The organism is Reyranella humidisoli (assembly GCF_019039055.1).
Taxonomy (GTDB): Bacteria; Pseudomonadota; Alphaproteobacteria; order Reyranellales; family Reyranellaceae; genus Reyranella; species Reyranella humidisoli.
Map to the genome: position 1 here is coordinate 687,236 of NZ_JAHOPB010000001.1, position 12,630 is coordinate 699,865.

The window sequence follows — 12,630 nt, forward strand, 5'->3', positions numbered from 1 at the left end:
TCTCTAGTCTCCAAGGGCCGCTTTGCCGATAACCGGCGTCGACGGCACCGCCATGTCGCGCGGCTCCATGGGCTGCGCAAGATAGGCGGCACGGCCGGCTTCGACGCCCAGCGCGAAGGCGCGCGCCATCTCGACGGGATCGCCCGCTTCGGCAACCGCCGTGTTGAGCAGCACCGCGTCGTAGCCCAGCTCCATCGCCGCGGCCGCATGCGATGGCACGCCGAGCCCGGCATCGACCACCAGCGGGATGTCGGGGAAATGCGCGCGCATCGAGCGCAGGCCATAGACGTTGTTCAGGCCGCGCGCCGAGCCGATGGGAGCGCCCCACGGCATCAGCACCCTGCAGCCCGCCTCGACCAGTCGCTCGGCGACCACGAGATCCTCGGTCGTGTAGGGAAACACCTCGAACCCGTCCTCGGACAGAATGCGCGCAGCTTCCACCAGACCGAACACATCGGGCTGCAAAGTGTCGGCCTCCCCGATCACCTCGAGCTTGATCCAGGGCGTGTCGAACAGCTCGCGCGCCATGTGGGCGGTCGTCACCGCCTCCTTCACCGAATGGCAACCGGCGGTGTTGGGCAGCACGCGCACGCCCATCGACTGGATCAGCGACCAGAAGGCCTGGCCGGCCTTGCCCGCGCCGCTCTCGCGACGCAGCGAGACCGTCACGACTTCCGCGCCGGATGCCTTGACCGCGCGCTCGAGGACCGCCGGCGAGGGATAGCGCGACGTGCCCAGCAGCAGGCGCGATTTCAGCTCGACGCCGTAGAAGGACGACACGGTCTTAACCTCCCTGCATCGGCGCGACGACTTCGATCCTGTCGCCGTCGGCCAGCTCGGTGCGCGGCCGCGCGGCAGCGGCGACGAAGCGGCCGTTCACCGCCGTCGCAATCTTGCGGCCGCCGAAGCCCAAGGTTTCCAGAGCCGCGGCCAACGTGCCGGGTGAGACCTCATGCATGTCGTCGTTCAGGAATATCCGCATCTCTCGTCTCCAGAAGAACGGCATCGGCCACTTGCCGCGCCAGCCAGGGCGCGAGCAGGAAACCATGCCGGAAAAGACCGTTGGCGTGCAGCACGCGGCCCTTGCGCCTGATGCACGGCAGGTTGTCGGGAAAGGTCGGCCGCAGGTCGGCGCCCAGCTCGACGATCTCGGCCTCGCCGAACGCCGGGTGCAGCGTGTAGGCCGCGTTCAGCAACTCGATCGCCGAACGCACGCTGACGGCGCGGCGTTCCTCGCTTTCGATCATGGTGGCGCCGATCATGAAGATGCCGTCGCCGCGCGGCACGATGTAGAGCGGGATGCGCGGATGCAGCATCCGCACCGGCCGCGCCAGCGACACGTCGCTGGTCCGCACGACGATCATCTCGCCGCGCACGCCGCGCAGGTCGGGCAGTTCGTCACGCGCGGCCAGACCGCGGCAATCGACGACGAAGTCCGAGCGGGCCTCGGAGGGCTTCACGTCGACGCCGAACCGGATCGGTACGCCGCGCGCCGCGAGACCGGCCGCGAGCGCCGCCAGCGCCTGGCGCGGTTCGAGATGGGCCTCGTCGGCAAAGAACAGCGCACGGCGGAAGCGGCCGGCGAGATCGGGTTCGAGCGCGGCGATTCCGTCGGCGTCGAGCCATTCGTGGCGCTCGGTCCGGGAGGCAAAGCGTGTGAGGTCGGCGGCGTCGCGCGGCGGCGTCAGCACGAGGCTGCCCTTCGAGACGGTGCCGGGAAAATGCTGGCGCCACCAATCGATCGACGGCTCGCCCAGCCGGGCGACGATCTCATCGGTGGTCGCCCGTTCGCACCAGGGCGCCAGCATGCCGCCCGCCATCCACGAGCAGGCACCTTCGCCGAGATGGGCGGCACGCTCCAGCACCTCGACGGCCACGCCACGCGCGGCAAGCTCCGTCGCACAGGCAAGGCCTGCGACGCCGGCTCCGATGATTGTTACGACAGGTCGATCCAACGCTGACTCCCGTTCCTTCGCCGGCATGACCCGGATCAGGTTCAAAGGGTTCAGCCGCTAAGGCTGTCTCAGCCCGTCTCCCACAGGAAGATCAGGCACCCCTCGGACGCCATCGAGAAAAGGGGATTGCCGCCCCCGATGTCAAGCCATGCAGTGCGCTCAGGCCGCCAGCGACGACGCCGGCTTCATGAGATGGGTGGCCTCGCCAAAACCCTCGCTGTCGGGTTCCCGCACCAGCTTCTGGAAGTCGGCCATCAGCGTCTTGGCGACGGGCCCTGCCTGGAAATGGTGCTGGTCGATCGAGCCGACCGGCACGATCTCGGCGGCGCTGCCGCAGAGGAACACCTCGCTCGCCTGGGCCAGCTCCTCCGGCATCACGTCGCGCTCCTCGACGGTCCAGCCACGCTTCCGGGCCATCCCCATCACCGCACGGCGCGTGATTCCATCCAGAAAGTTGTGCGGCGTCGGCGTGACCAGCCGGCCGTCGATCACCAGAAAGATGTTGGCGCCGGTCGTCTCGGCGATGCGGCCCTGCCAGTCGAGCATCAGCGCATCGTCGAAGCCGGCCTTCAGGGCGCGGTCCTTCTCGATGCCGCAGATCACGTAGAGGCCGGCCACCTTGGCGTGGCCGGGAGCGGTCTCGGGCGAGGGCCGGCGGTATTTCGCCATGGTGACGTTGATGCCGGCGTCGCGCGCCTGCACCGACAGGCGGCCTTCCTGCGCCCACGGGGCGATGGCGAGGTGGACCGTCGTGCCGATCGCCGACACACCCAGCACTTCCGAGCCGCGCCAGGCGATCGGACGGATGTAGCCGGCGGTGAGGTCGTTGGCCTTCACGACGGCGCGGGTCGCCTCGTCGATCTCCTCCCGCGACCAGGGCAGGTCGTAGTCGAGCAGGTTGGCCGAGCGGATCAGGCGGGCGCTGTGGGCGGCGAGGCGGAAGACGCGGCCATCATAGATGCGCTCGCCCTCGAAGACGGCCGAGCCGTAATGCAGCGCATGGGTCAGCACATGCATGCGGGTCTCGCGCCACGGGACCAGCTTGCCGTCCAGCCAGATGAAGCCGTCGCGGTCGTCCATGGTTAAGGACATTGCGATATCCCCCTTCGTTTGATTCCGATCAGGTCTTTGCGGTCAGTCAAAACACAACTATCCGCCCATTTAGGTCAATAGTGCTGACCTTGTCAAACACACTGACCCTATGGTGATTCCTGCAGGAAAAAATCAGGTCAGGAGGAGCGGCATGCCCGGGTCGCCCTTCTCCATCGCGCGCCGGTAGGCCGGGCGAGCGGCGATTCGCTGCAGATAGGCGAGGATCGCGGGATAAGGCGAAAGATCGAACGGCAGGAAGTAGCGCATGGTCGTCAGGGAGAAGACGGCCATGATGTCGGCAGTGGTGAACGCAGATCCGGCCAGATACTCCGCCTTCGCAAGCCGGGCTTCCAGCAGGCCAAGCGCGAGATCGAGGCGGGCCTTCATCGCCTTGAGCATCGGATTGCCGGCCGGAAGATCGAGCCGCCCCAGGATCATGTTGCGGCCGGTCGCCGGCTGGAGCGTGCCGTTGGCGAAATGGAACCAATAGAGGAAGTCGGCGAAGTCGGGATGGTCGGGCGCCAGCACCAGCCGGCCCTTGCCATGCTTCGCGATGATCCAGTCGACGATGGCGCCGGACTCGGCCAGCAGCACGTCGCCGTCCTGCATCACCGGCGCCGCGCCCAGCGGATGCAGCGCCTTGTATTCGGGCGGCGCCAGCCGCGTGACCGCATCGCGGTCGTAGACCTTCAGGTCGTAAGGGATGCCGAGTTCCTCGCAGAGCCAGACGATCCGCTCGGATTGCGACTTGCCGAGATGATGGACCGTCAGCATGGCGTCCTCGCACGAAGAAAGAAAAATGCCGGGGAAAAGCGTCGCGCCGTAACATCGGCCCGCGCGGGGTGTCAACGCAACGCGCCCGCTCTATAAAGATGGCGTGGAATCCAGAGCCCCCGCCAACCCCCTGTTCCTGCGCGACGAAGAGCTGCGTCAGGGCATCGAGCTGATGTTCTACGCCTATCGCGACTTCACGTTCGAATCCGACCAGCAGCTGCGGCACTACCAGCTGGGCCGCGCTCATCACCGGGCGCTCTACTTCATCGGCCGCCACCCCGGCCAGACGGTCGGGCACCTGCTGTCGATCCTGAAGGTGACCAAGCAGTCGATCAGCCGCGTCCTGAAGGACCTGCTGGAACAGGGCTATGTCGAGCAGAAGAGCGGCGCGCGCGACCGGCGCGAACGTCTCCTGTGGCTCACGCCGAGGGGTCAGGAACTGGAGCGCGACCTGACGGACCGCCAGAGCCAGCGCTTCGCCCGCGCCTATCGCGAGACCGGTGCCGAGGCCGTGGAGGGCTTCCGCAAGGTCCTGCTCGGACTGCTCGACCCCGCGGAGCGGCAGGTGGTCGACAAGCGAATGCGCAGCGGCAACCGCTAGCGCTCATGGACGCCTCGTCCGACAAGCCGCACATCCTGGTCGTCGACGACGACACGCGCTTGCGCGAACTCCTCAAGTCCTTCCTGTCGCGCAACGACTTCCGCGTCACGACCGCGGCCAGCGCGGCGGAGGCGCGGCAGCGGCTGGGCTCCCTCGATTTCGACCTGATCGTGCTCGACGTCATGATGCCCGGCGAGACCGGCCTGGAATTCGCCGGCGAGCTGCGCCGCACCGACGACGTGCCGATTCTGATGCTCACCGCCATGGTCGAGACCAAGGATCGCATCGCCGGCCTGGAGAAGGGCGTCGACGACTATCTCGGCAAGCCGTTCGAACCGCGCGAACTGCTGCTGCGCATCCAGAGCGTGCTGCGCCGCGGCCGGCCGCCTGCTACCGCCGCCGCCGCCGCCGCGGCCGAGACGCCGCGACAGGTGACGTTCGGCCCGATGCAGTTCGACCTCGAACTCGGCGAGCTCACCGACAAGGGCAAGCGCGTGGCACTGACCGATGCGGAGATCGCGCTGATGCGCGCCTTCACCGGCCGCATCGGCGAGGTGCTGAGCCGCGATACGTTGTGCAAGACCGTCGGCGCCAACGTGAACGAGCGCGCCATCGACGTGCAGGTCACGCGCCTGCGCCGCAAGATCGAGCCCGATCCCTCGTTCCCGCGCTATCTGCGCACCGTGCGCGGCCAGGGCTACCGGCTGGTCGACGCATGAAGTGGAGCGCCATCAGCGACGTGTTCGAGCGCATCGCGCAATGGTCGGACAAGCATTCGCCGCAGACCCTGTTCGCGCGCGCTTTGATCATCATCGTCGTGCCGATGCTGCTGCTGCAGGCGCTGTCGGCCTGGTGGTTCTACAGCCAGCGCGGCGACAACGTGACCAACCGGCTGGCCATCCTGCTGGTGCGCGACCTGCGCCTGCTGATCTCGCTGCGGTCGGACTTCCCCGACGACGAGCATCGCAACTGGATCCTGCGCCGCTCGGCGCAGGACCTCCTGCTGTTCGTCTCCTTCCGCAAGGGCATCGTACGGCCCTTCAAGGAGCCCGAGTATTTCGACATCGTGGCCCGCGAGGTCCAGGGCGCGCTCAATGCCGACCTCAAGCGGCCCTTCTTCCTCGACAACAATATCGGCGGCGGCCAGCTGCTGATCGAGATCCAGCTTTCCGATGGCGACGTCATGGAGGTGCTGGTGCCGCATGTGCGCCTCACCTTCGGGTCGAGCTTCGCCTATGTCGTGGCACAGCTCGGCCTCGCGCTGGTCCTGTTCGGCCTCGCCATCTGGTTCATGCGCCGCGAACTCGTGCCCATCGAGCATCTCGGCGTGGCGGCCGACGCGCTCGGCAAGGGCCGCGACGTGCCCGATTTCGCCTTCTCCGGCGGAACGCGCGAGGTGCGCAATGCCGCGACCGCTTTCCACACGATGCGCATCCGGCTCCGCCGCTCGATCCAGCAGCGCACCGAGATGCTGGCCGGGGTCAGCCACGACCTGCGCACGCCGCTCACGCGCATGAAACTGTCGCTGGCCCTCCTGCCCGAATCGCCCGAGACGAAGGAGCTGGCCGACGACGTGGCCGACATGCAGCGCATGATCGAGGGCTATCTCGCCTTCGCCCGCGGCGAGGGCGACGAGGAGCCGGTCGTGACCGACCTGTCCGAGATCCTCGAGGACGTGGCGGCGGGCGTGCGGCGCGACAATGCCGGCCTCGACCTTGGCTGGAACGGCGACATGACGGTCGAGCTGCGCCCCGTGGCCATGAAGCGCTGCCTGACCAACATCGTGTCCAATGCGTTGCGCCATGCCAACCACGTGAAGGTCGAGGCGGTGCGCGGCCGCACCTCGATGGAGGTCACGGTCGACGACAACGGCCCCGGCATCCCGCCCGAAAGGTACGAGGACGTGTTCCGCCCCTTCTACCGGCTGGACGAGTCGCGCAACGCCGACACCGGCGGCGTGGGCCTCGGCCTCAGCATCGCCCGCGACGTGGCCCGCAGCCATGGCGGCGACGTGACCCTCGCCGCCTCGCCGTTCGGCGGCCTGCGCGTGATTGTGCGAATTCCGCTATGAGCGATGCTCCGGGGCTTGCGGCGCGGCCGCCTGTGATAGAGTGAGAGAAATACTCAAGAGAGAAATGTCCAAGACAATGTCCACGCTTCAATTCACCAGCGTTCCGCATCCGTCGCCGGTCTCCGCCGAGAAGCGCGCGGAATTGCTCAAGAATCCGGGCTTCGGCCGGGTCTTTTCCGACCACATGGTCACCATCCGCTATCATGAGACCAAGGGCTGGTATGACGCCAAGGTCGAGCCGCGCGCGCCGATCCCGATGGATCCGGCCGCGGCGGTCCTGCACTACGCGCAGGAGATCTTCGAGGGGCTGAAGGCCTACCGCACCGCCGACGGCGGCGCGACGCTGTTCCGCCCGCTGGAGAATGCCCGCCGCTTCCAGCAGTCGGCCGAGCGCCTCGCCATGCCGATCCTGCCGGAGGACGTGTTCCTCGAGGCTGTCGACCAGCTCGTGAAGATCGACCGCGCCTGGATCCCGGACGGCGACGGCAGCCTTTACATCCGGCCGTTCATGTTCGCCAACGAGATCTTCCTCGGCGTGAAGCCCTCGTCGGACTACCTGTTCATCGTCATCGCCTCGTCGGTCGGGGCCTATTTCAAGACCGATGCACCCGCGGTGTCGGTGTGGGTCTCGCAGGATTACACGCGCGCGGCTCCCGGCGGCACGGGCGCCGCCAAGTGCGGCGGCAACTACGCCTCCAGCCTCCAGGCGCAGGCCGAGGCGACGCGCCATGGCTGCGACCAGGTCGTGTTCCTCGACGCCGTCGAGCAGCGCTGGATCGAGGAGCTGGGTGGCATGAACATCTTCTTCGTGTTCGACGACGGCTCGATGATCACCCCGCCGCTCGGCGGCACGATCCTGCCCGGCATCACCCGCAACTCGCTGCTGACGCTGGCCAGGGACAAGGGCATCAAGGTGAGCGAGGAGCGCTACTCGATCGACCAGTGGCGCAAGGATGCCGCCAGCGGCCGCCTGCGCGAGGCCTTCGCCTGCGGCACCGCCGCGGTCGTCACGCCGATCGGCACGGTCCGCAGCAACGACGGCGAGTTCATGATGGGCAATGGCGGCTCCGGCGCCAAGACCGAGGAACTGAAGGCCGCCCTCGTCGGCATCCAGCGCGGCCGCGTCGCCGACCCGCACGGCTGGATCCACAAGGTTTACTAGAGCGGAGCCGCGCTACTTTATCCGCTTCCCCATTTGAATGGTGCGGAGAGCGGTTCGCGTCACTTCTGGACGTCGTGCAGAAGCCGCCCGACATTGTAGCCGTCGATATCGTCGGCGCTGACCGCCATGACGAGGCGTGTGCGGCGGGGCGTCGTCCAGACCGTGACGTAGTGCACGGGTGCGCCCTCGCGGTTGTGTACAAGCCGATCGATCTTGAGCGTCGCCGAATTGATCTCGACGTCGAGCGCGCGCGCGACGAACGGGTCGGCGAGCGCGGCGTTGACCTCCTGCGCCACATCCCCCAGCCGCTCGAAGCTGCCGGCGATCAGCTCGTGCAGCGGCGTCGTCTTCAGCCCCTCCTCCGTGACGGCCTGCGCGAACGGCATCGGAATCCAGCCGTCGAGCAAGGTCACGGGCTTGTTCTCGAACGACCTCACGCGCACCAGGTGCAGGGCCTGCTCGCCGTCGGTGATGCCGAGATGAGCGGCGATCGGCCGGGGACAGCGCTCGACCTCGAGCGCCAGGATCCGCATCGTCGTCTCTTTCAGCGTGCGCCGCAGGTCGCCGATGAACCCGAAGTCCGGTCCATGCTTCGTGTCGATGGTCTTGGCCGTGACGAAGGCGCCGACGCCCTGGCGATTCTGGACGAAGCCGTCGTCGGCCAGATCGGAGAGCGCGCGTCGCACCGTGATCCGCGAAATCGAGAACTGGCGGCAGAGCGCTTCCTGGGTGGGCAGCGCCTCGCCCGGGCGGTAGCGGCCCGACACGATCTGCTCCTTCAGCAGGACATAGAGCTGTCGATGCAGCAGCGCGCCATCGGCCTGCAATTTCATATCGGCGCCCGGTTTCGCCTGCCGGCCCATGCCGCGCGGTCTGCTTGCCTCGATGTCGATTGCCATATTGTATTAACTATATACCAACAAAAAGAGGAGGAACGAGGATGGCCAGAAGTATCACAGCGGCGTTCGCCGGCATCGCCCTTGCGTTGGGTGTTGCAGCAACGGCAATGGCCCAGAACGCGGCCCCCGCCAAGTCCAACTTCGCGCCCACCAGGACCGTCACCATCATCGTTCCCTACAGCCCCGGCGGCGGCACCGATGCCGTCGGCCGCCTCATGGCCAAGGCGCTGGAGGAAAAGTGGGGCCAGACGGTGATCGTCGACAACCGAACCGGCGGCAATGGCTCGGTGGGCGCGGCCATCGTCGCGCGTGCCCAGCCCGACGGGCACACGATGGTGCTGGCGGTGTCGGGCATCGCCATCAACGCCCACCTGATGAAGCTGCCCTACGACACGACGACGGCTTTCGCGCCGGTCACCGCTGTCGCCTATCCGGTCGCGACGCTGCTGGCGACGCCCGACCTGCCGGCCAACGACCTCAAGGGCCTGGTCGAGCTGGTGCGCAAGGAAGGGCCCGACAAGCGCACGTCGGCGAGCCCCGATCCGGGCAGCCGCCTGATGGCCGAGCGCATCTTCGACAGCGCCGGCATCAAGCTGCTGAACGTCCCCTACAAGGGCGCGGCCTCGTTCGTCGGCGACATCTCCGCCGGTCGCGTCGATGTCGGCATCGCCAGCGTCACCTCGGGCCTGGCCCTGATCAACGGAGGCAAGCTCAAGGCGCTGGGCATCATGGGCACGCAGCGCATCCCCGCCTTGCCCAACGTCGCGACCTTCAAGGAGCAGGGCTTCTCCGGCCTCGACGAGAATTCCTGGTACGGCCTGTTCGCGCCGGCCGGGACGCCGCCCGCTATCGTCGATGCGATCCAGAAGGACATCGCCAGCGTGCTCGCGGTGCCGGAGTTCCGCGCCAAGATCATCGAATACGGCTCCCTGCCCGGCGGCGATTCGCCGACCGCCTTCAGCGAACGCTTCCAGCGCGACATCAAGGTGTCCGGCGAGACGATCCGCCGACTCGGCATGACGGCGGACTGACGGAGGACACCATGACAAAGACCGCTCCCATTTCGTGGACCGTCGCCGACGTCGCGGCGGACAAAGGCTGGATCTATGCGCTGTCGCCGACCGAAGGCGCCGGCCTGATCGCGACGGTGCGCAAGGCCGGATCGGCCGACCGGCCGATCCTGTCGTGGCGCCGCGAGGATTTCGATCTCGGCTCGGCGGTCCCGACACTCGCCGCTGCCTTCCACGAAGTGCGCGACGGGCGTGGCATGGCGCTGGTGAAGAACCTGCCGCGCGCCAGCGTCACGCCTGACGAATTCAGGCTGATGACCTGGGCGATCGGCCTGCATTTCGGCGTGGCGCGGCCGCAGAACAAGGCCAGCGACTACATCACCGAGGTGAAGAACGCCGGGATGAACTACCGTAGCCCGACCGGCCGCGGCTACAACTCCAACGCCGAGCTCGACTTCCATGTCGACGGCTCCGACGTGGTGCTGCTCTCCTGCTACAATCAGGCGCCGGTCGGCGGCATGAGCATGTGCGCCAGCGCCGCCACCGCCTACGACATCGTCAAGCAGGAGCGGCCCGACTATGCCGCGGCCCTGACGACCGACTATCCGTTCAGCCGCAACGGCGAGCAGTCCGAGGGCGAAGCGCCTTGGTATCCCGCGCCGATCGTCACGGAAGAGAACGGCCGGGTCTTCTGCAAGTGGAACCGCAACCGCATCGTCAACGCCCTGAGGCTCGACGGCGCGACGCCGCTTACGGCGCTGCAGCAGGAGGCGATGGAGTATTTCGACACGGTGCTGCGCCGGCCCGAGAACATGTTCTGCATGAATCTCGAACCCGGCGATCTCCAGATCCTGTGCAACCAGACGATGCTGCACTCGCGCACCGGCTTCGAGGACCATGAAGACGAGGCGAAGAAGCGCACGCTCTACCGGCTCTGGCTGGCCCGCCCCGATTCGCGGCGCCTGCCGCAGAGCTGGGAGGTCTTCTACGGCACGGTCGAGCCCGGCGCGGTGCGCGGCGTGATGAAAGGCCAGAACTACGACGAAGTGCGGCGCGGCTTCGACGAGCGCCAGGCCGCGGCCATGGGAATGAAGGCCGCCTGAGAAGGAGAGCGACATGTCCAAGGGTAAGATATTCCGCGACGCCATGAAGCGCGGGATGGTGGCGGCGCCAGGCTGCTTCGACTGCATCACCGCGCGCTCGATCGAACGCGCCGGCTTCGAGGCGGTCTACATGACCGGCGCCGGCACGGCGGCCAGCCTCGGCTATCCCGACTACGGCCTCGTCACCATGTCGGAGATGGCCGACAATGCCGGCCGCATCGCCACGGCGATCAGGCTGCCGGTGATCGCCGACGCCGATACCGGCTACGGCAACGAGCTGAACGCCATCCGCACCGTGCGCGAGTACGAGAAGCGCGGCGTCGCGGGCATCCATATCGAGGACCAGGGCTTCCCCAAGAAGTGCGGCCACCTCGAGGACAAGACCATCGTCCCCATCGAGGACTATGTCGCCAAGATCCGCGCGGCAGTGAGCGCCAAGGTCGATCCGGACTTCCTCATCATCGCCCGCACCGATTCGCGCGCCATGCTGGGTTTCGAGGAGGCGATCCGCCGCGCCAATGCCGCCATCGAGGCCGGCGCCGACATGGCCTTCGTCGAGGCGCCGCAGACGCTCGAGGAAACGGCTTCGGTGCCGAAGCTTGTGAAGGGTCCGTGCCTGCTCAACATGGTGTGGAAGGGCAAGACCCCGGACCTGTCGATCGACGAGGCGGGCAAGATGAACTACGCGGTGATGATCCTGCCCGGTGTGCTGACGCGCACCGTGGTCGGCGCCTGCGACGCGGCGCTGGCCGATCTCAAGGCCAAGGGCCGCCATCCCGCGCCGCTCTCCGACATCACGCCGCAACAGGGCTTCCGTCTTTCCGGCGCTGACGAATGGGACGGCTATCGCACCCGCTTTCGTGAGCCGGTGCCGAAGGCGGCAGAGTAGTCGAGATTTCCGTCTAAGGTTGACCTACTGACCTCATCCTGAGGAGGCCGCGAAGCGGCCGTCTCGAAGGATGAGCAACTGACGTGGTGCGCGCGCCCACCCTTCGAGACGCGGCCTCGCGGCCGCTCCTCAGGGTGAGGTCATTGTGTCGGGCCCAGCGTGATTCCATCACGCTAGAAAAGCTTGCCGCCGTTCGGAACGGCCTTGGTCGGCGCGATCAGCACCACGCTGCCGTCGGCGGCGAGGAAGCCGAGGGTCAGGACTTCCGACATGAACTTGCCGATCTGGCGTGGCGGGAAGTTCACGACCGCGGCGACCTGACGGCCGACCAGCTCCTGCTGCGTGTAGTGGACGGTGATCTGCGCCGAGGATTTCTTCGTGCCGATCCCGTCGCCGAAATCGATCAGCAGTTTGTAGGCGGGTTTGCGCGCGCCTTCGAGCGGTGCGGCTTCGACGATGGTGCCGACGCGGATGTCGACGCGCTCGAAATCTTCGTAAGCAATGGTGGCCATGCGCCGACAGTAGAGTCGCGCGCGCAAAAGAAAAGGGGCCACGTACGCGGCCCCTTTCCCGGATCGGCAACAGGCCGACCCACGCTTGCTCGAAACGCTTACTTCTTGGCGATCGCGGCCTTGACCTCTTCGGTCAGCTCGGCGACGCGGGCGCTCAGCGCCGTCACGGCGTCGGACTGGCCCTTGGTGTAGAGATCGGCCAGCTCCTTGGAGTTGGTGATCGCCGACTCGTACGACTTCTTCATGAAGTCGATCTGCTTGGCGGCCTTCTCCTCGACGGTCGCGGCGGCGAGGACTTCGCTGCCGTGCTTGGAGAGGTCTTCCATCGCGGCGCGGACCATGTCGCCCTGGCGCTGCGCGATCGTCTTCATCTGCTCGACGGCGGCGGTGTTGAGCGAGGTGATGGTCGCGAAGTTCTTGCGCGCGGTCTCGACGAAGCTCTCGACGTTGACGGCCGGCAGCTTGAACTCGCTGGAGATCTTGCTGAAGTCGAAGTCGGTGAAGGGGTTCTTGAAGGCGCCGTTGGCGTACATGGATGTTCTCCTGCAGGGTCTAACAAAGG

15 protein-coding genes and 1 riboswitch are annotated in these 12,630 nt (G+C 67.0%); of the genes, 7 read left to right on the top strand and 8 right to left on the bottom strand.

Translation table 11 applies throughout. From position 1 onward, the window contains the following. Positions 1 to 3: 3 nt before the first annotated feature. The 5 genes from KQ910_RS03360 to KQ910_RS03380 form a co-directional block, all read right to left on the bottom strand. On the bottom strand, positions 4 to 780 hold the full coding sequence (locus KQ910_RS03360; RefSeq protein ID WP_216957070.1) for a thiazole synthase: 777 nt from the start codon (positions 778 to 780) through the stop codon (positions 4 to 6). 4 nt (positions 781 to 784) lie between these two features. Further along, positions 785 to 982: a sulfur carrier protein ThiS gene (thiS, locus tag KQ910_RS03365; RefSeq protein WP_068189000.1), complete on the bottom strand. Its 198-nt coding sequence runs from the start codon at positions 980 to 982 to the stop codon at positions 785 to 787. Further along, a complete protein-coding gene (gene thiO, locus KQ910_RS03370; RefSeq protein WP_229600309.1) occupies positions 951 to 1,955 on the bottom strand; it encodes a glycine oxidase ThiO in 1,005 nt (334 codons plus the stop codon). Before thiO ends, thiS begins: the two co-directional genes overlap by 32 nt. Continuing rightward, positions 1,951 to 2,068: riboswitch (TPP riboswitch) on the bottom strand. Its footprint overlaps the gene before it by 5 nt. 46 nt (positions 2,069 to 2,114) lie before the next feature. Next, positions 2,115 to 3,047: a branched-chain amino acid aminotransferase gene (locus KQ910_RS03375; RefSeq protein ID WP_216957072.1), complete on the bottom strand. Its 933-nt coding sequence runs from the start codon at positions 3,045 to 3,047 to the stop codon at positions 2,115 to 2,117. Between the two features lie 132 nt (positions 3,048 to 3,179). After that, the gene (locus tag KQ910_RS03380; protein WP_216957073.1) at positions 3,180 to 3,821 is read right to left on the bottom strand and encodes a glutathione S-transferase family protein; all 642 of its coding nucleotides are present in this window, start codon (positions 3,819 to 3,821) and stop codon (positions 3,180 to 3,182) included. A gap of 103 nt (positions 3,822 to 3,924) precedes the next feature. Here KQ910_RS03380 and KQ910_RS03385 point away from each other — a divergent pair, with 103 nt between their 5' ends. The 4 genes from KQ910_RS03385 (at position 3,925) to KQ910_RS03400 (ending at position 7,655) form a co-directional block, all read left to right on the top strand. Then, on the top strand, positions 3,925 to 4,422 hold the full coding sequence (locus KQ910_RS03385; RefSeq protein WP_369408281.1) for a MarR family winged helix-turn-helix transcriptional regulator: 498 nt from the start codon (positions 3,925 to 3,927) through the stop codon (positions 4,420 to 4,422). A 5-nt stretch (positions 4,423 to 4,427) separates the two neighbouring features. Next, entirely contained in the window at positions 4,428 to 5,141 is a 714-nt protein-coding gene (locus tag KQ910_RS03390; RefSeq protein ID WP_216957074.1) for a response regulator, read from the top strand. Then, positions 5,138 to 6,493 carry a sensor histidine kinase gene (locus tag KQ910_RS03395; RefSeq protein WP_216957075.1) on the top strand — a complete coding sequence of 452 codons (1,356 nt, stop codon included), beginning with the start codon at positions 5,138 to 5,140 and terminating at the stop codon, positions 6,491 to 6,493. Before KQ910_RS03390 ends, KQ910_RS03395 begins: the two co-directional genes overlap by 4 nt. Before the next feature lie 76 nt (positions 6,494 to 6,569). Beyond that, positions 6,570 to 7,655: a branched-chain amino acid aminotransferase gene (locus KQ910_RS03400; protein WP_216957076.1), complete on the top strand. Its 1,086-nt coding sequence runs from the start codon at positions 6,570 to 6,572 to the stop codon at positions 7,653 to 7,655. A gap of 59 nt (positions 7,656 to 7,714) precedes the next feature. Here KQ910_RS03400 and KQ910_RS03405 read toward each other — a convergent pair whose 3' ends face one another. Next, positions 7,715 to 8,488, bottom strand: a complete 774-nt coding sequence (locus KQ910_RS03405) for a GntR family transcriptional regulator (protein WP_216957077.1) — start codon at positions 8,486 to 8,488, stop codon at positions 7,715 to 7,717. 107 nt (positions 8,489 to 8,595) lie between these two features. Here KQ910_RS03405 and KQ910_RS03410 point away from each other — a divergent pair, with 107 nt between their 5' ends. The 3 genes from KQ910_RS03410 to KQ910_RS03420 are packed head-to-tail and all read left to right on the top strand — an operon-like array spanning position 8,596 to position 11,556. Next, positions 8,596 to 9,585: a Bug family tripartite tricarboxylate transporter substrate binding protein gene (locus tag KQ910_RS03410; protein ID WP_216957078.1), complete on the top strand. Its 990-nt coding sequence runs from the start codon at positions 8,596 to 8,598 to the stop codon at positions 9,583 to 9,585. A gap of 11 nt (positions 9,586 to 9,596) precedes the next feature. Next, a complete protein-coding gene (locus KQ910_RS03415) occupies positions 9,597 to 10,667 on the top strand; it encodes a TauD/TfdA family dioxygenase (RefSeq protein ID WP_216957079.1) in 1,071 nt (356 codons plus the stop codon). 13 nt (positions 10,668 to 10,680) lie between these two features. Next, the gene (locus KQ910_RS03420) at positions 10,681 to 11,556 is read left to right on the top strand and encodes an isocitrate lyase/PEP mutase family protein (protein ID WP_216957080.1); all 876 of its coding nucleotides are present in this window, start codon (positions 10,681 to 10,683) and stop codon (positions 11,554 to 11,556) included. Positions 11,557 to 11,729: 173 nt separating this feature from the next. Here KQ910_RS03420 and KQ910_RS03425 read toward each other — a convergent pair whose 3' ends face one another. Beyond that, positions 11,730 to 12,068, bottom strand: a complete 339-nt coding sequence (locus KQ910_RS03425) for a tRNA-binding protein (protein WP_216957081.1) — start codon at positions 12,066 to 12,068, stop codon at positions 11,730 to 11,732. A gap of 98 nt (positions 12,069 to 12,166) precedes the next feature. Continuing rightward, positions 12,167 to 12,601: a phasin family protein gene (locus KQ910_RS03430; protein ID WP_216957082.1), complete on the bottom strand. Its 435-nt coding sequence runs from the start codon at positions 12,599 to 12,601 to the stop codon at positions 12,167 to 12,169. Positions 12,602 to 12,630 lie beyond the last annotated feature (29 nt).

What these genes read in the sequence shown, in the direction of transcription:
- KQ910_RS03395 (WP_216957075.1), top strand. Translation starts at nt 5,138, where the DNA reads ATGAAGTGGAGCGCCATCAGCGACGTGTTCGAGCGCATCGCGCAATGG.
- KQ910_RS03410 (WP_216957078.1), top strand. Translation starts at nt 8,596, where the DNA reads ATGGCCAGAAGTATCACAGCGGCGTTCGCCGGCATCGCCCTTGCGTTG.
- KQ910_RS03415 (WP_216957079.1), top strand. Translation starts at nt 9,597, where the DNA reads ATGACAAAGACCGCTCCCATTTCGTGGACCGTCGCCGACGTCGCGGCG.
- KQ910_RS03420 (WP_216957080.1), top strand. Translation starts at nt 10,681, where the DNA reads ATGTCCAAGGGTAAGATATTCCGCGACGCCATGAAGCGCGGGATGGTG.
- KQ910_RS03400 (WP_216957076.1), top strand. Translation starts at nt 6,570, where the DNA reads ATGTCCACGCTTCAATTCACCAGCGTTCCGCATCCGTCGCCGGTCTCC.
- KQ910_RS03405 (WP_216957077.1), bottom strand. Translation starts at nt 8,488, where the DNA reads ATGAAATTGCAGGCCGATGGCGCGCTGCTGCATCGACAGCTCTATGTC.
- KQ910_RS03380 (WP_216957073.1), bottom strand. Translation starts at nt 3,821, where the DNA reads ATGCTGACGGTCCATCATCTCGGCAAGTCGCAATCCGAGCGGATCGTC.
- KQ910_RS03390 (WP_216957074.1), top strand. Translation starts at nt 4,428, where the DNA reads ATGGACGCCTCGTCCGACAAGCCGCACATCCTGGTCGTCGACGACGAC.
- KQ910_RS03430 (WP_216957082.1), bottom strand. Translation starts at nt 12,601, where the DNA reads ATGTACGCCAACGGCGCCTTCAAGAACCCCTTCACCGACTTCGACTTC.
- KQ910_RS03375 (WP_216957072.1), bottom strand. Translation starts at nt 3,047, where the DNA reads ATGTCCTTAACCATGGACGACCGCGACGGCTTCATCTGGCTGGACGGC.
- thiS (WP_068189000.1), bottom strand. Translation starts at nt 982, where the DNA reads ATGCGGATATTCCTGAACGACGACATGCATGAGGTCTCACCCGGCACG.
- KQ910_RS03425 (WP_216957081.1), bottom strand. Translation starts at nt 12,068, where the DNA reads ATGGCCACCATTGCTTACGAAGATTTCGAGCGCGTCGACATCCGCGTC.